Origin of the sequence: Puerhibacterium puerhi, assembly GCF_009846865.1 — a bacterium.
GTDB lineage: Bacteria > Actinomycetota > Actinomycetes > Actinomycetales > Cellulomonadaceae > Puerhibacterium > Puerhibacterium puerhi.
Map to the genome: position 1 here is coordinate 83,541 of NZ_WUWN01000003.1, position 20,063 is coordinate 103,603.

Annotated in this window: 15 protein-coding genes; 10 read left to right on the plus strand and 5 right to left on the minus strand. The window is 77.1% G+C overall.

The features are described 5' to 3' along the window. Positions 1 to 93: 93 nt before the first annotated feature. Genes hemC through hemL form a run of 4 tightly spaced genes read left to right on the plus strand, consistent with a single transcriptional unit; the run spans position 94 to position 4,824 of the window. Positions 94 to 1,269: a hydroxymethylbilane synthase gene (gene hemC, locus GSF02_RS03090; RefSeq protein WP_201308759.1), complete on the plus strand. Its 1,176-nt coding sequence runs from the start codon at positions 94 to 96 to the stop codon at positions 1,267 to 1,269. Next, positions 1,266 to 2,357 carry a uroporphyrinogen-III synthase gene (locus GSF02_RS03095; RefSeq protein WP_159792640.1) on the plus strand — a complete coding sequence of 364 codons (1,092 nt, stop codon included), beginning with the start codon at positions 1,266 to 1,268 and terminating at the stop codon, positions 2,355 to 2,357. Before hemC ends, GSF02_RS03095 begins: the two co-directional genes overlap by 4 nt. Next, positions 2,354 to 3,424, plus strand: coding sequence for a porphobilinogen synthase (gene hemB / locus GSF02_RS03100; RefSeq protein ID WP_268892833.1), 1,071 nt, complete (start codon positions 2,354 to 2,356; stop codon positions 3,422 to 3,424). The genes GSF02_RS03095 and hemB overlap by 4 nt, the downstream gene beginning before the upstream one ends. Beyond that, positions 3,421 to 4,824, plus strand: a complete 1,404-nt coding sequence (gene hemL / locus GSF02_RS03105) for a glutamate-1-semialdehyde 2,1-aminomutase (protein ID WP_159792642.1) — start codon at positions 3,421 to 3,423, stop codon at positions 4,822 to 4,824. The genes hemB and hemL overlap by 4 nt, the downstream gene beginning before the upstream one ends. Here the strand turns inward: hemL and fdhA are convergent. The 4 genes from fdhA to GSF02_RS03125 all read right to left on the minus strand — a co-directional run bounded on the left by fdhA (position 4,806) and on the right by GSF02_RS03125 (position 10,443). Then, complete coding sequence (gene fdhA, locus GSF02_RS03110; protein WP_159792644.1) at positions 4,806 to 6,029, minus strand: formaldehyde dehydrogenase, glutathione-independent; 1,224 nt, start codon at positions 6,027 to 6,029, stop codon at positions 4,806 to 4,808. The two genes, hemL and fdhA, sit on opposite strands and share 19 nt — an antisense overlap. Positions 6,030 to 6,142: 113 nt before the next feature. Beyond that, a complete protein-coding gene (locus GSF02_RS03115; protein WP_159792646.1) occupies positions 6,143 to 7,303 on the minus strand; it encodes an NAD-dependent formate dehydrogenase in 1,161 nt (386 codons plus the stop codon). Between the two features lie 86 nt (positions 7,304 to 7,389). Further along, positions 7,390 to 8,625, minus strand: a complete 1,236-nt coding sequence (locus tag GSF02_RS03120; protein ID WP_159792648.1) for a GAF domain-containing protein — start codon at positions 8,623 to 8,625, stop codon at positions 7,390 to 7,392. A 111-nt stretch (positions 8,626 to 8,736) separates the two neighbouring features. Beyond that, positions 8,737 to 10,443, minus strand: a complete 1,707-nt coding sequence (locus GSF02_RS03125) for an outer membrane protein assembly factor BamB family protein (protein WP_159792650.1) — start codon at positions 10,441 to 10,443, stop codon at positions 8,737 to 8,739. A 223-nt stretch (positions 10,444 to 10,666) separates the two neighbouring features. On the opposite strand from GSF02_RS03125, the gene GSF02_RS03130 reads away from it, so the two are divergent. Further along, the gene (locus tag GSF02_RS03130) at positions 10,667 to 12,553 is read left to right on the plus strand and encodes an ABC transporter ATP-binding protein (protein ID WP_201308760.1); all 1,887 of its coding nucleotides are present in this window, start codon (positions 10,667 to 10,669) and stop codon (positions 12,551 to 12,553) included. A 45-nt stretch (positions 12,554 to 12,598) separates the two neighbouring features. On the opposite strand, the gene GSF02_RS03135 is transcribed toward GSF02_RS03130, so the two are convergent. After that, a complete protein-coding gene (locus tag GSF02_RS03135) occupies positions 12,599 to 13,909 on the minus strand; it encodes an MFS transporter (protein WP_159792652.1) in 1,311 nt (436 codons plus the stop codon). 71 nt (positions 13,910 to 13,980) lie between these two features. Here GSF02_RS03135 and GSF02_RS03140 point away from each other — a divergent pair, with 71 nt between their 5' ends. The 5 genes from GSF02_RS03140 to GSF02_RS03165 all read left to right on the plus strand — a co-directional run bounded on the left by GSF02_RS03140 (position 13,981) and on the right by GSF02_RS03165 (position 19,991). Beyond that, positions 13,981 to 14,880, plus strand: a complete 900-nt coding sequence (locus GSF02_RS03140; protein WP_159792654.1) for a LysR family transcriptional regulator — start codon at positions 13,981 to 13,983, stop codon at positions 14,878 to 14,880. A gap of 57 nt (positions 14,881 to 14,937) precedes the next feature. Then, positions 14,938 to 15,282 carry a metal-sensitive transcriptional regulator gene (locus GSF02_RS03145; RefSeq protein ID WP_159792656.1) on the plus strand — a complete coding sequence of 115 codons (345 nt, stop codon included), beginning with the start codon at positions 14,938 to 14,940 and terminating at the stop codon, positions 15,280 to 15,282. A 27-nt stretch (positions 15,283 to 15,309) separates the two neighbouring features. Next, on the plus strand, positions 15,310 to 15,618 hold the full coding sequence (locus GSF02_RS03150) for a heavy-metal-associated domain-containing protein (RefSeq protein ID WP_159792658.1): 309 nt from the start codon (positions 15,310 to 15,312) through the stop codon (positions 15,616 to 15,618). A 274-nt stretch (positions 15,619 to 15,892) separates the two neighbouring features. Next, a complete protein-coding gene (locus GSF02_RS03160) occupies positions 15,893 to 18,391 on the plus strand; it encodes a heavy metal translocating P-type ATPase (RefSeq protein ID WP_201308772.1) in 2,499 nt (832 codons plus the stop codon). Positions 18,392 to 18,500: 109 nt separating this feature from the next. Continuing rightward, positions 18,501 to 19,991, plus strand: a complete 1,491-nt coding sequence (locus GSF02_RS03165; protein WP_159792660.1) for a sensor histidine kinase — start codon at positions 18,501 to 18,503, stop codon at positions 19,989 to 19,991. Positions 19,992 to 20,063 lie beyond the last annotated feature (72 nt).

The following is a 20,063-nucleotide window of genomic DNA, read 5'->3' on the forward strand; positions in this document are numbered from 1 at the left end:
AACGTGACCCGGAACTGACGCGGCCCGGTGAGTCCGACCACAGGACGCCCCGCGCGTTTTCGTGCGGGCCCGGCTCGGGGAGACACTGGGCAGGTGACGACTCCCGCCTCCTCGACGTCGACCGCTGCGCCGAGCCGCCCGATCCGCCTCGGCACCCGCGGGAGCGCGCTCGCGACCACGCAGTCGGGCCTCGTGGCCCGCCGCCTCGAGGAGCTGACGGGCCGGCCCGTGGAGCTGGTGCGCATCCGCACCGAGGGCGACGTGCGCACCGGCTCGCTCGCGAACCTCGGGGGCACCGGCGTGTTCGTCACCGCCGTGCGCGAGGCGCTGCTCGACGGTCGCTGCGACATCGCCGTGCACTCCCTCAAGGACCTGCCCACCCGCCCGGCCGAGGGCCTGACGATCGTCACGCCCGAGCGGGAGGACCCGCGCGACGCCCTGTGCGCCCGTGACGGGCTCACGCTCGAGCAGCTGCCGCGCGGCGCCCGCGTGGGCACCGGCTCGCCGCGCCGCGTCGCGCAGCTGCTCGCCGCGCGCCCGGACCTCGACGTCGTCGACATCCGCGGCAACGTGGACACCCGGCTGAACCGGGCGCTCGGCCCGGACGCGGACCTCGACGCGGTCGTGCTCGCGTGGTCCGGCCTCGCGCGGCTGGGCCGCACCGACGTGGTCACCGAGGCGCTCGAGCCCGCGGTCGTGGCCCCCGCCCCCGGGCAGGGCGCGCTGGCGGTCGAGGCGCGCAGCGAGGACGTGGCGCCCGGCGGTCCGCTCGCCGAGGCGTTCGCCGCGCTGGACCACCGCCCCACGCGCCTGGCCGTGCTCGCCGAGCGGGCGCTGCTCGCCCGGCTCGAGGCCGGCTGCGCCGCGCCCGTGGGCACGCACGCGCGCATCGTCGAGGACCAGCTCGTGCTCGGCGCGGTGGTGGCCCGCACCGACGGCACCGAGCAGCTCAAGCACCGCGCGTCGGTGACCCTGCGGCGCCAGCCGGCCGCCGACGACGACGCCGCCCGCGAGCTCGGCGTCCGCGTGGCCGAGGCGCTGCTCGCGGACGGCGCGGACCGGCTGGCGCCCCTCGCGGCGAGCGGCACCGCGCGCCCGCAGCAGGGCGCTGTCGACCCGTCGCCGACGGGCGCCCCGGGGGCGGACACCGAGGCGAAGCCGGCGAGCCCGCGGCGCGCGCCGAGCGGCGACGGGCACGCCCGCGCGCACCGGGACGCGGGCCTCGACGAGGTCGGCACCGCCGCGGACGACCCCGCGGAGCGCCAGTGACCCTGCCGCTCGCCGGCCGGACCGTGCTGCTGCCCCGCGACCCCGAGCGGGCCTCGGGGCTGGCCGCGCGCCTCGAGGCGCTGGGCGCCACGGTGCTCGTCGCGCCGGCCACCCGCACCGAGCCCGCGCCCGACCCGGCCGCGCTCGAGGCCGCGGTGCTCCGCCTGGCCGACGGTGCCTACGCCTGGGCGGTCCTGACCAGCGTCAACGCCGTGCGGGCGCTCGAGGAGGCCGCGGCGCGCGTGGCGCCCGGGGGGGCGGCGGCGCTCAGCGGCCCGACGGCGTCCGGGGATGCCGCGGCGCTGCTGGCCGGCGCGCCGGTCGCCTGGGCGGCCGTCGGGCCGACCACCCGGCGTGCGCTGGAGGCGCTCGGCGTGACAGTCGCCCTGGTGCCCGAGCACGAGCGGTCCGCCGAGGGGCTGGTGGCGGTCTTCCCCGACCCGCCCGCCGCCGTGCCCTCCGCCCCCACCGACGTGTCAGAACCAGCGCACGGTATGGCCGGCGCCCGTACTGACAACGCTGCGGGTGACGCCGGGTTGTCAGAACCAGCGCACGGTATGGCCAGCGCCCGTACTGACAACCCGGGATGGGTGGAGCGGCCCGCGCGGCGGGTGCTGCTGCCCCAGGGCGACCTCGCGCGCGCCATCCTGCGCGACGGGCTCGCCGCCCGCGGGTGGGAGCCCGACGTCGTCGTCGCCTACCGCACCGTGCCGGTCGCGCTGCCGGCCGACGTCGTGCGGCGCGCCACCGCGCCCGGGCCGGACGCCGCCACACCCGACGGCGCCACGCCGGACGGCGCCGCAGACGACGGCGCCGCCCCCGCCGCCGGCGTCGACGCCGTCGTGCTGACCTCCGGCAGCGTGGCGCGCCAGGTCGCCGCCCAGCTCGGCACCGCCCTGCCCACCGTCTGCATCGGCCGCCCGTCCGCCGAGGTCGCCGCCGAGGTCGGGCTCGACGTCGCGGCCGTCGCCACCGCGCCCACCGATGCCGCGCTCGCCGACGCCGTCGTGCGCGCGCTCGCCGCCCCAGCCACCCCGTCGGAGCCCGCCACCGCCCGCCCCGACACCATCGAGGAGGATCCCCTGTGAGCCAGAGCTCCGGCATCGTCTACCGGCCCCGCCGCCTGCGCGCGACCCCGCGCATGCGCCGCCTCGTCGCGGAGGCGCGCCTCGCCGCCGCCGACCTGGTGCTGCCCCTGTTCGTCAAGGAGGGCATCGACGAGCCCGTGGCGATCACGAGCATGCCCGGCCAGCTGCAGCACACCGAGGACTCGCTGCGCCAGGCGGTCGAGGCGGCCGCCCGCGCCGGCGTCGGCGGCGTGATGCTGTTCGGCATCCCGGCCGTGCGTGACGCCGTCGGCTCGCAGGCCGACGCCCCCGACGGCATCCTGCAGCGCGGCATCCGCATCGCGCGCGAGGCCGTGCGCACCGTCGAGGCCGAGACGCACCGCCCCGGCCCGGTCGTCATGGCCGACACCTGCCTCGACGAGTTCACCGACCACGGCCACTGCGGCGTGCTGGCCACCAGCCCCGACGGCGAGATCGTCGTCGACAACGACGCCACGCTGGAGCGCTACGCCGCCATGGCCGTGGCGCAGGCCCGCGCCGGCGCCGAGGTGATCTCCCCGTCCGGGATGATGGACGGCCAGGTCGCGGTGATCCGCGACGCGCTCGACGACGCCGGCTTCACCGACGTGTCGATCCTCGCCTACAGCGCCAAGTACGCCAGCCCCTTCTACGGCCCGTTCCGCGAGGCCGTGGACAGCGAGCTGCAGGGCGACCGGCGCACCTACCAGATGGACGCCGCCAACGGCCGCGAGGGCCTGCGCGAGGCCGACCTCGACCTCGCCGAGGGCGCCGACATGGTCATGGTCAAGCCCGCCGGGTCCTACCTCGACGTGCTGCGCCAGGTGGCCGACCGGTCCGACGTGCCCGTGGCCGCCTACCAGGTGTCCGGCGAGTACGCGATGATCGAGGCCGCCGCCGCGAACGGCTGGATCGACCGCAAGGCGTCGATCCTCGAGTCGGTGCTCGGCATCAAGCGCGCCGGCGCCGACGTGATCCTCACCTACTGGGCGATCGAGATCGCCGCGTGGCTGTGGGCGGACGTCGCCGCGCCGGCCGCGAAGGCCACGGAAGGGAACCAGGAAGCATGACTGACACCTCGGGCTTCGGCCTGGTGGAGGGCGCCCAGGTGGCGCTCGAGCAGCCCACGGACAACCACGCCGCCTTCGTGCGCGCCCAGGCCGCGATCCCCGGCGGGGTCAACTCCCCGGTGCGGGCCTACGGCTCGGTGGGCGGCGACCCGCGGTTCCTCGCCCGCGCCCAGGGCGCGTACGTGTACGACGTCGCGGGCACCGAGTACGTCGACCTCGTCGGCTCGTGGGGGCCGGCGCTGCTCGGGCACGCCCACCCGGAGGTCGTCGCGGCCGTGCAGGACGCCGCCGCGCGCGGCCTGAGCTTCGGCGCCCCGACGGTGGCCGAGGTGGAGCTGGCCGAGGAGGTGCGCCGCCGCGTGCCGGCCGCCGAGCGCGTGCGCCTGGTCTCCACCGGCACCGAGGCCACGATGACGGCGATCCGCCTGGCCCGCGGCGTCACCGGCCGGCCCCTGGTCGTGAAGTTCGCCGGCAACTACCACGGCCACGTCGACGCGCTGCTGGCCGAGGCCGGCTCCGGCGTCGCCACGCTGGCGATGCCCGGCACCGCCGGCGTGACCGCGGCGTCGGCCGCCGAGACGCTCGTGCTGCCCTACAACGACGTCGCCGCCGTCGAGGAGGCCTTCGCCGCGCGCGGCGACCAGGTCGCCGCGGTCATCGTCGAGGCCGCCCCCGCGAACATGGGCATCGTGCCGCCGGAGCCCGGCTTCAACGCCGCCCTGCGCCGCATCACCCGCGAGCACGGCGCCCTGCTGATCCTCGACGAGGTGCTCACCGGCTTCCGCGTCAGCGCGGCCGGGTTCTGGGGCTACGACAACGCCCGCGAGGGCGCCGAGCAGTACGTGCCGGACCTGTTCACGTTCGGCAAGGTGATCGGCGGCGGCATGCCCGTGGCCGCGCTCGGCGGCCCGGCCGCGATCATGGACCAGCTCGCCCCGCTCGGCCCCGTCTACCAGGCCGGCACGCTGTCCGGGAACCCGGTGGCGGTGGCCGCCGGCCTGACGACGCTGCGCCTGGCCGACGAGGCCGTGTACGCCCGCGTCGACCTGGTGGCCGACACCCTGGCCACCGCCGTCGGGCAGGCCTTCGAGGCCGAGGGCGTGCCGCACCGCGTGCAGCGCGCCGGCAGCCTGTTCAGCGTGTTCTTCGGCCCGGGCGCGCAGGCCGACGGCGTGCGGGACTACGCCCAGGCGCAGGCGCAGGAGGCGTTCCGGTACCGGGCGTTCTTCCACGCGATGCTCGACGCCGGGGTCAACCTGCCGCCGTCGGTGTTCGAGGCGTGGTTCGTCTCGGCGGCGCACGACGACGCCGCGGTGGAGCGCATCCTCGCGGCGCTGCCCGCCGGCGCCCGGGCGGCGGCCGGCTGCAGCGGCCGTGGGACTCAGGCGGCCTTGATGTAGCCGTTCGGGTTGAGCACGTACTTGCGCGCCGCCCCCTGGTCGAAGTCCCGGTAGCCCTGCGGCGCCTGCTCCAGCGGGATCGGCGTCGCGTTGACGGCCTTCGCGATCTGTACCTTGTCGTGCAGGATCGCGTTCATCAGGCCGCGGTTGTAGCGCATGACGGGGCACTGGCCGGTGGTGAACGACAGCGACTTGGCCCAGCCGAGGCCGAGGCGCAGCGACAGCGAGCCGACCTTGGCCTCCTCCGTCGGGGCGCCCGGGTCACCGGTCACGTACAGACCGGGGATGCCGAGGGCGCCGCCGGCCCGGGTCACCGCCATGAGGCTGTTGAGCACCGTCGCCGGCTTCTCCTGGCCCGCCTCGGACCCGTGCCCGTGCGCCTCGAAGCCGACGGCGTCCACGCCGACGTCGACCTCCGGGACGCCGAGGATCTGGTCGAGCTGGTCCTCGATGGGCCCGGCCGACACGTCGATCGTCTCGCACCCGAACGACCGCGCCTGCTCCAGCCGCTGCGGGTTGAGGTCGCCGACGATGACCACCGCCGCCCCGAGCAGCTGGGCGCTGACCGCCGTCGCGAGGCCCACCGGGCCGGCGCCGGCGACGTACACGGTGGAGCCGACCTGCGTGCCACCGGTCTTGGCCCCGTGGAAGCCGGTCGGGAAGATGTCGCTCAGCATGGTCAGGTCGAGGATCTTCTCCATCGCCTGGTCCTTGTCGGGGAACACCAGGCAGTTCCAGTCGGCGTACGGCACCAGCACGTACTCCGCCTGGCCGCCGACCCAGCCGCCCATGTCCACGTACCCGTAGGCCGAGCCCGGCCGGTCGGGGTTGACGTTCTCGCAGATGCCGGTCTTGCCCTCCTTGCAGTTGCGACAGCGGCCGCAGGAGATGTTGAACGGGACCGACACGATGTCGCCGATGTTGACGAACTCGACGTCGGGGCCCTTCTCCACGACCTCGCCGGTGATCTCGTGGCCGAGGACCAGGCCCTCGGGCGCGGTGGTGCGGCCGCGGACCATGTGCTGGTCCGACCCGCAGATGTTGGTCGCCACGGTCCGCAGGATGACGCCGTGCGGCACCTTGCGGCCGACGTTGGCCGGGTTGACGCCCGGGCCGTCCTTCAGCTCGAACGTGGGGTACTCGGTCTCGATGACCTCGACCTTGCCCGGGCCCTTGAAGGCGACGGCCCTGTTCTTGTCGGGCATGGGTGCTTCCTCCTCGGTGTTCGCTCTCGGGGTGTTCCCTCTCGGGGGTGTTCCCTCTCGGGGTGCCCCGGGTGACCTGTGCTCGGCCCCCGGGGGGGGTGGCGGTGCAGGCCTCAGCGCCCGCCCGCGGTGTACGAGTGCGCCCCGGCGCCCGCGAGCGCCCCGCCGTCGACGATCAGGTACTCGTCGCGGATCGGGCGGCCCTCGAGGAAGCACTCGAGGATCTCGCGCGTGCCCGCGGCGTAGCGGGCCTGGGCCGACAGCGACGTGCCGGACGTGTGCGGCGTCATGCCGTGGTGCGGCATCGTGCGCCACGGGTGGTCGGGCGGCGCCGGCTGGGGGAACCACACGTCGCCCGCGTAGCCGGCCAGCTGGCCGGACTCCAGGGCGCGCACCACCGCGTCGCGGTCGCAGATCTTGCCGCGCGCGGTGTCGACCAGGTAGGCGCCGCGCCGCATCGTGCCCAGCAGCGCCTCGTCGAACAGCCCCTCGGTCTCGTGGTGCAGCGGCGCGTGGATGGTGACGACGTCGCACTGCGGCACCATGTCCTGCACCGTCTCGTGCCACTCGACGCCGAGCTCGGCCTCGACCTCGGGCGGCAGCCGGTGCTTGTCGGTGTAGTGCAGGTGGACGTCGAACGGCTTGAGGCGGCGCAGGACGGCGGTGCCGATCCGGCCGGCCCCGAACGCGCCGACGTGCATGCCCTCGAGGTCGTAGCTGCGGGAGACGACGTCGGCGATGTCCCAGCCGCCGTCCTTCACCACCTGCCACTGGGGCAGGTAGTCGCGCACGAGGGCCAGGATCATCATCACCGTGTGCTCGGCCACGCTGATCGAGTTCGAGAACGTCACCTCGGCCACCGTGATGCCGTGCTCGATGGCCGCGTCGAGGTCCACGTGGTCGGAGCCGATCCCCGCGGTGATCGCCAGCCGGAGGTTGGGCGCGGCCTCGATGCGCTCGCGCGTGAGGTAGGCGGGCCAGAACGGCTGGGAGATGACGACGTCGGCGGAGGCGAGCTCCCGGTCGAAGTCGCTGCCCTCGCGGTCCTTGTCGCTCGTCACGACCAGCTTGTGGCCCGCCGCCTCGAGGAAGCCGCGCAGCCCGAGCTCCCCCGAGACGCTGCCGAGCAGCTCGCCCGGGGTGAAGTCGAGCCCGCTGGGGGTGGGCGTGGTCTGCCCGTTCGGATATCGGTCGATCACCGGGATCGAGTCCCGCGCGTACTGCGGCGGATACCCGCCGGCCGGGTCGGGGTAGAGCACGGCCAGGACCTTCATCGCAGCCTCCGGTTCGTCGTTGAAGCGGTGGTGCCCGCGACGCTAGGAGCCCCCGGGTAGCGCAGAGGTAGCGACGCGTGCGCGGCTCACGCACGCAGGTCGGCGTCGATGCGCTCGAGCTCGGCGAGGGCCTCGGCGCGCCCCGGCGTGCCCGGCTCGTACGCGCCCGCGACGCGATCCCACAGCTCGGCGTCGTCGTGGTTCTCGGGGCAGCGGGCCAGCTCCAGCAGCAGCCCGGCGTCGTGGCGCTCGAGGACCGCGGTGCGCAGCCGCCGGGCCACGTCGTGCCGCACCGACTCGATCCCGGGCGCGGTGGACCCGGGCAGCACGCCGCCGGCGTGCGCCGCCACGGCCTCGGCCAGGCGGCCGGTGCGCACGAGGTCGACGACTCGCCAGGCGTCGCAGGTCGGCGTGCGCTCGAACCGGTACGGCCGCGGCGTCAGCCGGGCGGCACGCCCGAGCGGGGCCAGCGCCTCGCGCAACCGGCGCATCTCGGCGCGCACGACGACGGCGTCCCGCCGGCCGCGCTCGAGCAGCCCGGCGAGGTGCTCGGCCGACAGCCCGGCGGGGAACCACGCCAGCAGCAGCGCGATCTCCGAGTGCCGGGCGCTGAGCTCGACGCGGCAGCCGCCGGCGGCGAGCACCGCGCGACGGCGGCCCAGCGCCCGCAGGTGCGCGACGGCGACGGCGTCGGGCCCGGCGCCACCGGAGTCCCCGCCACCCGCGGCGGGCAGGTCCTCGAGCGCGAGCCGTGCCTCGACCGCCGCGGCGGCTGCCGTCAGGACGGCCAGCTCCTGCCCCCGCTCGGCGAGCGCGGGGCCCGTCAGGCCGAGCACCCCCACGACGTCGCCGCCCGGGGCCCGCACGGGCGCGGCCCAGGACACGACCTCCGGCCCGAGGTCGGCGTGGTGCTGGGGGCCGGTGACCCGCACCGGCGCCCGGCACGCGGCGGCGGTCCCCACGCCGTTGGTGCCGACGGCGGCCTCGGACCAGTCGTAGCCGGGACGCAGCCCCAGCGCGTGGGCACGCCGGCAGGCGTCGTCGTCGCCCACCACCGCCAGCACGCGCGCGCCCGGGTCCGCGACGGCGAGCGCGAGCCGCCCCGGGCGCATCACGGGCTCGAGCAGCTCGCGCAGCAGCCCCACGTGCCGGCCCAGCGGGCCGCAGCGCAGGCGCCGGTCGGCGTCCTCCGTCGACAGCGCCCGGCGCGGGCGCGCCGCGGTGCGCGGCGGGGCCTGGGCGAGCGACCGCTGCCGGGACTCCGCGACCAGCCGCGCGATCGCCCCCGGCGACGGCGGTACGAGGGTGGGCGGAAGGAGCACGGTGGTCCCCTCGTCGTCGAGGTTGCACTGTCCTCTCACGGTAGGCCGCTCCCGGGCCGGCGGACCACCCCTGGACGGGCCTCCCGTCCACTCCTCGGCCCCGGGCTCGTGCTAGCCGAGGCCCTCGATCCGGTCCGGGCCGCCGCGCAGGAGGTGCCCGTCGACCGCGAGCGTCCACGCCTGGACGTCGCCGTCGAACGGCTGGGACCACACGACCTCGCCGGTGCCCACGTCGTAGGCGGTCAGCTTCCCGGCGCTGCCGTCGGAGCCCCAGTCCGGGCTGAGCACCACGACGCGGCGGCCGTCGGTGAACGCCTGCCCCATCCCCTGTGCGGTCATCGCGAGGTTCTGCGCGTCAGCCGCGCCGACGTCGGTGGCCCACCGGGACCTGCCGGTCGCCGCATCCAGCCCCACGAGCCGCCCCTCCTCGACCGTCAGCACGGTGCCGTCCACCTGGGCGAGCACGCCGCTGTCCGGCCGGCCCGTCCGCCAGGCCGGGGAGAGGCCGTCGGTGCGCAGGGCGACGAGCGCCCCGCCCTCACGCACGAAGAGCAGGTCCTCGCCGGTGCCGTCGGTGACCGCCGGGACGATGAGCGGGCCGGGCAGCTCACCCGCCGCAGTGCCGTCACGGCGCACGAGCGACCACCGGCCGGTCGCGTCGAACGACTGGGTACCGTCCTCCAGGATCTCGGCGGCCGGCGGCACGGCGTAGCCGTCCGCGACGGCGACGGCGCGCACGCCCCACGGCTCGCCACCGCCCAGCCGCACGCCCTCGGGGGTCAGCTGGGCGCTCACGCCGCACCCCTCGACGGTGACGACGTCGCCCGAGGCGTCCACCCACACCTTCGTGTCCCCGTCCAGCCGCGGCACGTCGCCGTCCAGGATCACCGAGATGCAGGAGTGCACGTCGACGGTGGGCTCGGCCGCCAGCGTGGTCGACCACCGCTCCTGCCCGGTGACGGCGTCCTCGAGCGTGACGCGCAGGTCCCGCGCCAGGATGGGGCTGCGGGGCCGCCAGTCACCGACGCCCTCGTCGACCAGCTCCGGCATGGTGGGCGGCTCCCCCAGCCGCACCAGCCGCAGCAGCCCGCCGTCGGCCGTCGGCATCGCCACCGCAGCAGGTGGGGGCTCGCCCTCGGTGGTGAGCCCGGCCGGACCCTCGACACCCGGCAGCGCGCGCTCGGCGACCACGTCACCGGCCGCGTCGAGGACCAGTGCAGACCACCCGCCGTCCGTCCGCACCACGCACACGAGCCGCTCCGACCGGGTGATCCCGCCGGGCCCGCACGTGGACGCCGGCACGTCGCGGCTCCATCGATCCTCACCCGTCGCGGGGTCGAGCGCCCGGAGCGTGACGGACCCGCCCTCGGCCGCGCCGGGGACCCACAGCGACTCCTGCTCCATGACGACCAGCAGCGAGCCCACCTGCGCCACGGGCCACACGGCCCCGTCGGTGGTGGTCGTCCACGCGGCGTGCGGTGGCGTCGCGAGGTCGACGACGCCGCCGGGCAGGGCGCGCAGTCGCTCGACGCGGCGCTGGTCGGCGACCGTCGCGGCCACGCCGGCACCCGCGACCAGCGCGAGCGCCGCCACGCCCGCGACCACGAGCCGCGTGCGCGGCTGGCGGGCGAGCCAGGCCCGGAACCGTGCCCCGCGGCCCGGAGCGTCGGCGGCCGGGTCCGCGGCCGGGTCCTTCGGCGCGGACGTCCCGTCGGGCGAGGACGCGGGGTGCGGCGTCGCGTGCGCGCCGACGCCGTCCTCGTCGTCCGGCACCAGCTCGACGATCAGCGGGCGGTCGCTACCGCGTCCTCGGGGCACGCGCCGAGGCTAGCCCGCCAGGCTCCGGCCGGCGTGGACCTCGCGGTCGCGCCGTTTCCCGTGAAACCGACGGCCGCCCGGGCACGGCCGGGCGCCCCGACGGTGGGCCCGCCTCACGGGGAACTCTCCGCCGTCCCGAGCGGTTGTCCAGCCAAGAGCCCCTCCCGGTCGACCGGGTCAACTGTCGTTGTCCCAGGACGGAGCGTCAACCATGGTTGACACCATGAGCCCGACCACACCCGACACCCCACCACCCGGCGCCCCGGGCGCCGCCCCGGCGGGCGCCGCGCCCGGCGCGGGACCGACCGCCGCCGCCCGCCCGGGTCGCGAGCGCCTGCGCATCCTGCTCGCGTTCGTCCGCCCGCACCGCCGCACGCTCGGGCTCGGCCTCGCGCTCGGCCTGGTCGCGACGGCGATGAGCCTGGCCACCCCGATGGTCACCAAGTGGGTGCTCGACACGCTCTCGAGCGGCGCCGGCCTCCTCGCGCCGGTGTCGTGGCTGGTGGCGCTCATGCTCGTCGGGTCGGTCGTGGGCATGTACCAGTGGATGCTGCTCGGGCGGCTGGCGGAGGAGATCGTCTACGAGGCGCGCGAGTCGCTGGTGGTGCGCTACCTGCGGGCGCGGGTGGGCGCGCTGACGTCCCGGCCGGCGGGCGAGCTGGTCACCCGCGTCACCTCGGACACCCTGCTGCTGCGCGAGGCGGCGTCGAACTCCCTCGTCAGCCTGGTGAACGGGGTCGTGTCGCTGGTCGGCACGCTCGTGCTCATGGCGGTGCTCGACCTGGTGCTGCTGGCCTCCACCGTCGCCGCGATCGTCGTCGTCGCCGTCGTGATGGCCCTGCTGCTGCCGGGCATCGGCCGCGCCCAGCACCGCACGCAGGAGGCGGTCGGCCGGCTCGGCGGCGCCGTCGAGGGCGCCGTGCGGGCGGTGCGCACCGTCAAGGCCAGCCGCGCCGAGGAGCGTCAGGGCCGGGCGATCCTCGCCGACGCCCGCGACGCCCGCCGTCACGCGATCACCGCGGTGCGCACCGAGGCCGTCGCGTGGACGGTGTCGTGGGGCGGCATCCAGCTGGCGATCATCGTGATCCTCGGCCTGGGCGCCTGGCGGGTGTCGCAGGACGCGCTCGCGGTCTCCAGCCTCGTGGCGTTCCTGCTCTACGCGTTCAACATCGTCGGGCCCATCACCGAGCTGACGCAGGCGTTCACCACGCTGCAGTCCGGCATGGCCGCCGCCGAGCGCATCCGCGAGGTGGAGCAGATGCCGCTCGAGGCGGAGCCCCGCGAGGCGGCCCCGGCGCCCGCCCGCGCCACCGACGCGCCGGGTGACCGCCCGGTCGTCCGCCTGGACCGGGTCACCGCCGGCTACGCCGACGGGGCGCCGGCGGTCCGGGACGTCTCGTTCGACGTCCCGCGCCGCGGGCACGTGGCGCTCGTCGGCCCGTCCGGCGCGGGCAAGACCACGATCCTGTCGCTGCTGCTGCGGTTCCTCGACCCGCAGTCCGGCGAGATCCGCCTGGACGGGACCCCGTACGACCGGCTCACCCACGCGCAGGTGCGCGAGCAGTTCGCCTACGTGGAGCAGGAGACGCCGGTGGTGCCGGGCACCATCCGCGAGAACCTGCTGTTCAGCCGGCCCGACGCCGGGGAGGACGAGGTGCGCCGCGTCCTGGCGGCCGTGCGCCTGGACGGCGACCTCGCCGCGCTGCCCGACGGGCTGGACACCTCGCTCGTGTCGTCGTCCGTGTCCGGCGGGCAGCGCCAGCGCATCGCGCTGGCCCGGGCGCTGCTGCGCGAGCCCGCCGTGCTGCTGCTCGACGAGGCGACGTCCCAGGTGGACGGCCTCACCGAGGCGGCGATCCACGACGCGATCCGCGCGCAGGCGCGCCGCGGCGCCGTCGTGACGGTGGCGCACCGGCTCTCGACTGTGCTGGACGCCGACCGGATCCTCGTGCTGGAGCAGGGCCGGGTCCGGGCCGCCGGCACGCACGAGGAGCTCTACGCCGGCGACGAGCTGTACCGCGACCTCGTGGCGGCGCTGCGCATCGCCGTCGACGGCGTGCCGGCCGGCGCGGCGCCGGGCGGCGGGCCGCAGGCGGCACCGGTGCGCTGACGGCGGCGCCGAGGCGGCGTCAGGACGGGCGCCGCCTCGGCGCAGTCAGCCCGCGGGCCGCTCCCCGTACAGCGCCAGGACGAGCGCCACCGCGCCCAGCGCGGCGACCAGCCCGGCCACGAGCGGCCACCCGCCCCCGTCCCAGGCGATCCCGGCCAGCCACCCGAACACGCTCGAGCCCAGGTAGTACGTGACGGTGTACAGCGCGGTGGCCTGCGCGCGACCGGTCACCGCCCGCGCGCCCACCCGGCTGGAGGCCACGGCGTGCCCCACGAACAGGCCGGTCACGAGCACCACGACGCCGGCCACGACCACCACGAGCGGCCCCGCGAGCGTCACGAGCGCCCCGACGGCGAGCAGCGCACCGCCCAGCGCGATCACCGCGCGGTGGCTCCACCGCCCGGCCAGCCACGCCGCGGCCCGCGAGCCGGCCGTCCCGGCCAGGTAGGTCAGGAAGATCAGCGACACCGCGGTGGGCGCGAGCCCGTACGGCTGCGCCTCGAGGCGGAACGGCAGGTAGTTGAAGATCGCGACCATGCCGCCCACGAGCAGCCCGCCGACGGCGAACAGGGCGAGCATGCGCGGGTCGCGCAGGTGGGTGCGCACCGCGCCGCGAGACGACGGTCGGGTGTCGCCGCCGGTCCGCGCGTCACGGGACTGCACGCCGGCGGGCCGCGCGGCGGCGGCACGCCCACCGGCGGGCGCGCCGCCGCGCGGCAGCAGCACCACCAGCACGGCCATGAGGACGGTGAGCGCCACGCCGACGACGACGAGGCCGCCGCGCCAGCCGAGCCACTCGCCCGCCGGCGCGGCCAGCAGCCGCCCCGACAGCCCGCCCACCGACGTCGCCGCGACGTACGACCCGGCGAGCGCCCCGGCGCGCAGCGGCGTGGCGGACTCGTGCACCAGCGTCATGGCCAGCGCGGGGATGCCGCCGAGCGCCGCGCCCTGCAGCAGGCGCCCGGCGACCAGCAGCTCGAACGTCGGCAGCAGCGGCACGGCCACGGACAGCACGGCGGCCGCGACGGCGGCCGCGCGCATCGCGGCGGGGCGGCCCACGCGGTCGGACAGCCATGCCCAGGGCAGCACGGACAGCGCCAGGCCGGCGGTCGCGGCGGAGATCAGCAGGGAGGTGCGGGAGGGGGCGACGCCGGTGCCCGCCGCGACCTCGGTGAGCAGGCCCTGCGGGGCGTAGAGCAGGGCGAACGTCGCGACGCCGGCGCACCACAGCGCCGCGGCGAGGCGGCGCTCGGCGGACGCGGCCGTGCGGGCGCGGACGCCCGGCGCGGAGGCGCCCGGCGCGGGAGTGCGCGCCGCGGAGGCGCGCGCCGCGGGGCTGTCGACGACGGAGGCCATGCGCGCGACGGTAGGCACGCCCGACCGATGGCTCCAATGCATCTGGCGCCCCACCTTCATACGCTGGCGTCATGGATGACGCGACGGTCCGCGCGCTGCTGCCGCACCTGCCCGTGCTGGTGGCCCTGGGCGAGGTGGAGCACGTGACGCTGGCGGCGGCGATGCTGGGCATGCCGCAGCCCACGGTCAGCCGCACCGTCCGCCGCCTGGAGCAGCGGCTGGGCACCCCGCTGCTCGAGCCCGCCGGCCGCGGGGTGCGGCTCACGCCGGCGGCCCGGGCGCTGGTGCCGTTCGCCCAGCGGGCGCTCGACGAGGTGTCCCAGGGGCTCGAGGCGATGGAGTCGGTCGAGCGGCGCGTGCGCGGCACGGTGCGCATCGCGTTCCAGACGTCCCTCGGCGAGCAGCTGGTGCCCGAGGCGATCCGCGCCGTCCACGGCGCGGAGCCCGCCGTGCGGTTCGGGCTCAGCCAGGGTGCGCGGCAGGCGTGCCTCGACGCGCTGCGGGCGCGGGAGGCCGACGTCGCGCTCGTCTCGCGGCTGGACCCCGCGCCGCCGGGGCTCGACGTCGTCCACCTCTTCGACGAGCCGCTGGTGCTGCTGGTGCCCCGCGCCCACCCGCTGGCGGCCGCCGGGTCGGCCCGCGTGGCCGACCTGGCGCGCGAGCCGCTGGTCACCCTCAAGCCCGGGTACGGCCTGCGCGGCTCCACGGACGAGCTGTTCGCCCGCGCCGGCGTGCTGCCCACCCTGGCGTTCGAGGGCGAGGACCTGCACACGCTCGAGGGGCTGGTGGCCGCCGGGCTCGGCGTCGCCGTCGCGCCCCGGGCCGCCACCCCGCCGGCCGACTGCGCCCAGGTGCCGCTCGACGACCCGCGCGCGGTGCGCGACATCGGCGCGGCCCTCCTGCCCGGCCGCCGGACGGCCGCCGTCGACCTCGTGCTCGACGCGCTGGTGCGGCTGACGGCCGGACGGTGACCCGCGTCTCGCTGTCCTGCCCTTGACTTGGTACCCCCCAGGGGTATCTTGGTGGGTATGGACGAGACCACCAGCCACGTCGCCGCGTCCGCCGACGCGCCCGCCGACGCACCCGAGGGGCCGCACGGCTACGCCTCGGACAAGGCGGCGTACCTCAAGCGCATGCGGCGCATCGAGGGCCAGGTGCGCGGCATCGCGCGCATGATCGACGAGGACGTCTACTGCATCGACATCCTCACCCAGGTGTCGGCCGTGACGAAGGCCCTGCAGGCAGTGAGCCTGGCGCTCGTCGAGGACCACCTGGGCCACTGCGTCGTCGACGCCGCCCGGCAGTCGCCGGACGACGGCGCCGCCAAGGTGCGCGAGGCCGCCGAGGCCATCGGCCGTCTCGTGCGCAGCTGACCCCGACCGGAAGGAACCCGAGATCCCATGACGACCGTGACCCACCTGTCCGTGACCGGCATGACCTGCGGCCACTGCGTCTCCTCCGTGACCCGCGAGCTGCTCGCCGTCGCCGGCGTCCAGGACGTCGTCGTCGAGCTGCACCCCGGCCAGGCCTCGTCCGTGCGCGTGGTCTCCGACCGCGCCGTCGACGAGGCGGCGCTGCGGGCCGCCGTCGACGAGGCCGGCTACGACGTCGCCGAGCTGACCGTCGTCGACGACGCGCTGGCCGCCGAGATGTCCGAGCAGGCGCCCGCGCGCCAGGCGACGCACACGCTCCCGATCGTCCCGAAGTGACCCGCGGGCGGTGACGGGAGCGCCCCGCACCGCGCCCGCCTCCCCCCGCTCCCCACACCCCCCTGCTGCTCAGCGCCCACCGCCCGTGCCGCCCCGGCCCGGGCCGGTCAGTGACGCCTCGACACGGACGCCCCGACGGCGTCCCGACCCCGGAAGAAGGCACGCCGTGAGCACCCCCAGCACCCGTGACACCGCCACCGGCACGACCGGGACCACCGGCCCCGACGCGCCGTCCGCGCCCGTCCTGCGCGAGGTCGACCTCGCCGTGGAGGGCATGACGTGCGCGTCCTGCGTGGCGCGCGTCGAGCGGAGGCTGAGCAGGCTGCCGGGCGTCACCGCCGCGGTGAACCTGCCGCTGGAGAGCGCCCGCGTCACGCTGACCGAGGACGTCGACGACGCCGCGCTGCTCGCGGCCGTCGAGGCCGCCGGGTACTCCGCGCGCGTCACCGGGACGTCGCGACCCGCCGCGGCCCCTGGGCACCACGACGGGCACCACGACGGGCACCACGACGGGCACGGGGCGAACGACGGGCACGGAGCGCACGCCGGGCACGTCCCGGCGCCCGAGCACGCCGACGGGCACGCCGACGGCGCCCACCACGCCGGCCACGCCGGCACCCACGACGCGCACTCCGGCCACCAGCACGTCGAGTACCGCGGCCAGGACCTGCTGCGCCGGCTGCGCGTCGCGGCGGTGCTCACCGTGCCGGTGCTGGTGCTGTCCATGGTGCCGGCCATCGACTTCCCCGGGCAGGAGTGGATGGTCGCCGCCCTCGCGGTGCCCGTGGCCACGTGGGCGGCCTGGCCGTTCCACCGCGCCGCCGCGAAGGCCGCCCGGCACGGCAGCTCCACGATGGACACCCTGGTGTCCATCGGCGTGATCGCGGCGACCGCGTGGTCGCTCGTCGACCTCGTGCGCGGCGGCGAGCAGATGCTGTACTTCGAGGTGGCCGCCGTCGTCACCACGTTCCTGCTGGCCGGGCGCTATGCCGAGCACCGGTCCAAGCGCCGCGCGGGCGACGCGCTGCGGGCCCTGCTGGAGCTGGGGGCCAAGGACGCGGAGCGGGTAGCCCTCGACGCCGACGGTGCGCCGCGCCGCCGACCCGACGGGGCGTGGGACGCCCACCGGGTGCCCGTCGAGCAGCTGCGCGCCGGCGACGTGTTCGCCGTCCGCCCGGGCGCCACCGTCGCCACGGACGGCGTCGTCGTCGACGGCGCCTCCGCCGTCGACACCTCGCTGGTCACCGGCGAGCCGGTGCCGGTGGACGTGACGCCCGGCGACGCCGTCGTCGGCGGCACCGTGAACACCTCGGGCCACCTGCTGGTGCGCGCCACCCGGGTGGGCGCCGAGACCACGCTGGCCCGGATCGGGCGGCTGGTGGCCCAGGCGCAGACCGGCAAGGCGCCGGTCGCCCGGCTCGCCGACCGCATCTCGGCGGTGTTCGTGCCGGTGGTGCTCGTGCTGGCCGTGCTCACGCTGGCCGGCTGGCTGCTGGCCACGGGCGACGTCGACGCCGCGTTCACCGCCGCCGTCGCGGTGCTGATCATCGCCTGCCCCTGCGCGCTCGGGCTGGCCACGCCCACCGCGATCCTGGTCGGCACCGGCCGCGGCGCCCAGCTCGGCGTGCTCATCAAGGGGCCGGAGGTCCTGGAGCGCACCCGCACCGTGGACACCGTGGTGCTCGACAAGACCGGCACCGTCACCGAGGGCCGCATGCGCCTGGAGCGGGTGGTGACGCCGACGGGCGCGCTCGAGCTGCCGGGCGACGACGGCGCCACGGACGGTGACGGGACCGCGGGCGGCTCCCTCGGCGCCGGCCCGGCCGGCGACGACGCGCGCGAGGCGCTGCGCTACGCCGCCGCCGTCGAGGCCCTCAGCGAGCACCCCATCGCCCAGGCGGTCGCCGCGGCGCCCGAGCGGCTGCGCACCCGCGTCGCCCGGGGCGCCGAGGCCGCCGAGGCCGCCGAGGCCGCCGAGCCCGAGCTCGGCGTCACGGGCTTCGTCGCCACGGCGGGCGGCGGCGTCGAGGGCGTGGTGCGCCGCAGCCACGCCGGCCTGGGCACCGACCTGCTCAACTCCCGCCGCGTGCTGGTGGGCCGGCTGAGCTGGCTCGACGCCCAGGGCGTGCGCGTCCCCGCCGCGCTGCGGGACGCCGTCGACGTCGCCGAGCGCGGCGGCGCGACCACCGTCGTGGCGGCGTGGGACGGCGTGGCCCGGGCGTCGTTCGAGCTGCGCGACCCGGTCAAGCCGACCTCCGCCCGGGCGGTCGCCGAGCTGCGCGCGCTCGGGCTGCGGCCCGTGCTGCTCACGGGCGACGGCGAGGGCGCGGCCCGCGCCGCCGCGAGCGCCGTCGGGATCGACGCGGCGGACGTCGTGGCGCGGGTGCTGCCGGAGGACAAGGCCGCCGCGGTCGCCCGCCTGCAGCGCGAGGGCCGCGTGGTGGCGATGGTGGGCGACGGCGTCAACGACGCCGCGGCGCTGGCCACCGCCGACCTGGGGCTGGCGATGGGCACCGGCACCGACGTCGCGATCGAGGCCGGCGACATCACGCTGATGCGCGGCGACCTGCGCGCCGCGGCCACCGCCGTCCGGCTCTCGCGCCGCACGCTGCGGGTGATCAAGCAGAACCTGTTCTGGGCGTTCGCGTACAACGTGGCGGCGATCCCGCTGGCGGCGGCCGGGGTGCTCAACCCGATGATCGCCGGCGCCGCGATGGCGGCCAGCTCCGTGCTGGTGGTGGGCAACTCGCTGCGCCTGCGCCGCACCGCCTGACCCTCCGGGGCGGGGCGCCCGGGCGGGGCGTCCGGGCGGGGCGCCCGGGCGGCGAAGATCCGTCTCGCGACGGAGGCGCCCGGGGGGCGCCGATCCCTAGGCTGGGCGGATGCTGCGCCCGAGCACCGCCCCCGCCGCGGTACGCCGCCCCCCGCTCGCCGAGCGGGTCCGCGACTGGTTCGGCGACTGGTTCGGCATCGACGAGGACTGGGAGCGCGTGCCCGCCGACCCGCGCGCGGCCGCCCGCCACGACCTGGTGGTGGGGCTCGCCCTGGTCGCCCTCACCGCGCTGACCCTCGAGATGGCGCGGAGCGCCGGGGCGTTCGAGGGCGTCGACCAGCCCGGCTGGCTGCTGCACCTGGCCGCCGCCTCGGGCGCGGTCCCGCTGCTGTGGCGGCGCCGGTACCCGCTGGCCGTGCTGGTGCTGTGCTACGCGCACTTCCTCGGCGTGGGGCTCGCCCTGCCCGTGGTCACGACGACGGTGTCGCTGCAGGTCGTCTACTTCGTCGCGCTGTGCACCGCCGTGGCCTGGGCCCGCGACCGGCGCGCGATGGTGCTCACGGTGGGGCTCACCGTGCTGGCGATGTTCCTGTGGATCGTGTGGGACATCGCCGTCGGGACGGGCGTGCAGGCGATCATCGACCAGCTCGACCTCGACGACGCGCACCCCGGCCTGATCGACCCCGCCGTCGCGATGGTCGGCTACACGTGGATGCTCAACCTGGCCTTCTTCTTCGGCGCCATCGCCGCCGGCCAGCTCATGTGGCGGGCGGCGCGGCGGCAGGCCCAGCTCGCCGAGCAGGCCGCCACGATCGAGCGGCAGGCCGCCGGGCTGCAGCAGCAGGCAGTGGTCGAGGAGCGGCTGCGCATCGCCCGCGAGCTGCACGACGTCGTCGCCCACCACGTCTCGGTGATCGGCATCCACGCCACGGCGGCCCGCCGGCTCGTCGCCAAGGACCCCGACGCCGCCGCCGAGCCGCTGGCGACGATCGAGGCGGCGTCGCGCGAGGCGGTGACGCAGATGCGCGGGCTGCTCGGCACGCTGCGGGCCAGCGCGCCGACGGTGCCGGAGCCCGGGACGCCGCACCCCGGCGGGTCGGCCGCCGGCGGCGGCGAGCACGCCGACCGCTCCCCCGAGCCCGGGCTCGCCGACCTGCCGCGGCTGTGCGCGGCCGCCGACGGCCTCGAGGTCACGCTGCGCACGGTCGCCGAGCCGCCGGGTGCGGCGGCGTCCGTGCCCGCCTCGATCGGCCTGAGCCTCTACCGCACCGTGCAGGAGGCCCTGACCAACGTGCGCAAGCACTCCACCGGCCGCCGGGTCGGCGTCGTCGTGCGCGTGGAGCGCCCGGCCCCGGGCGCGCCCCGCCCGGCCGGCGCCGGCGACCGGTTCGCGCACGGGTTCGCCGAGGTGGAGGTGCTCGACGACGGTCGGCCGCTGGCCGGCTCGTCCGGCTCGGGCCTGGGCCTGCTGGGGGTCCGCGAGCGCGTCGCGACGCACGGCGGCACCGCCGAGATCGGGCCTCGGCTCACCGGCGGCTACCGTGTGCGCGTCCGCCTCCCGCTGCCCGCCGCGGGCCCCGAACCCCTGGAGCGTCAGTGACCGCGAGCCCCGCCGACGTCCCGGCCGACGCCCCCGCGGGCGCACCGGCCTCCACGGGCGGCCCAGCCTCTG

Excerpts from the sequence above, each read along its gene's own strand:
- GSF02_RS03150 (WP_159792658.1), top strand. The coding sequence starts at position 15,310 with ATGACGACCGTGACCCACCTGTCCGTGACCGGCATGACCTGCGGCCAC.
- GSF02_RS03160 (WP_201308772.1), top strand. The coding sequence starts at position 15,893 with ATGACGTGCGCGTCCTGCGTGGCGCGCGTCGAGCGGAGGCTGAGCAGG.
- GSF02_RS03130 (WP_201308760.1), top strand. The coding sequence starts at position 10,667 with ATGAGCCCGACCACACCCGACACCCCACCACCCGGCGCCCCGGGCGCC.
- hemL (WP_159792642.1), top strand. The coding sequence starts at position 3,421 with ATGACTGACACCTCGGGCTTCGGCCTGGTGGAGGGCGCCCAGGTGGCG.
- GSF02_RS03115 (WP_159792646.1), bottom strand. The coding sequence starts at position 7,303 with ATGAAGGTCCTGGCCGTGCTCTACCCCGACCCGGCCGGCGGGTATCCG.
- GSF02_RS03165 (WP_159792660.1), top strand. The coding sequence starts at position 18,501 with ATGCTGCGCCCGAGCACCGCCCCCGCCGCGGTACGCCGCCCCCCGCTC.
- GSF02_RS03140 (WP_159792654.1), top strand. The coding sequence starts at position 13,981 with ATGGATGACGCGACGGTCCGCGCGCTGCTGCCGCACCTGCCCGTGCTG.
- GSF02_RS03145 (WP_159792656.1), top strand. The coding sequence starts at position 14,938 with ATGGACGAGACCACCAGCCACGTCGCCGCGTCCGCCGACGCGCCCGCC.
- GSF02_RS03135 (WP_159792652.1), bottom strand. The coding sequence starts at position 13,909 with ATGGCCTCCGTCGTCGACAGCCCCGCGGCGCGCGCCTCCGCGGCGCGC.
- fdhA (WP_159792644.1), bottom strand. The coding sequence starts at position 6,029 with ATGCCCGACAAGAACAGGGCCGTCGCCTTCAAGGGCCCGGGCAAGGTC.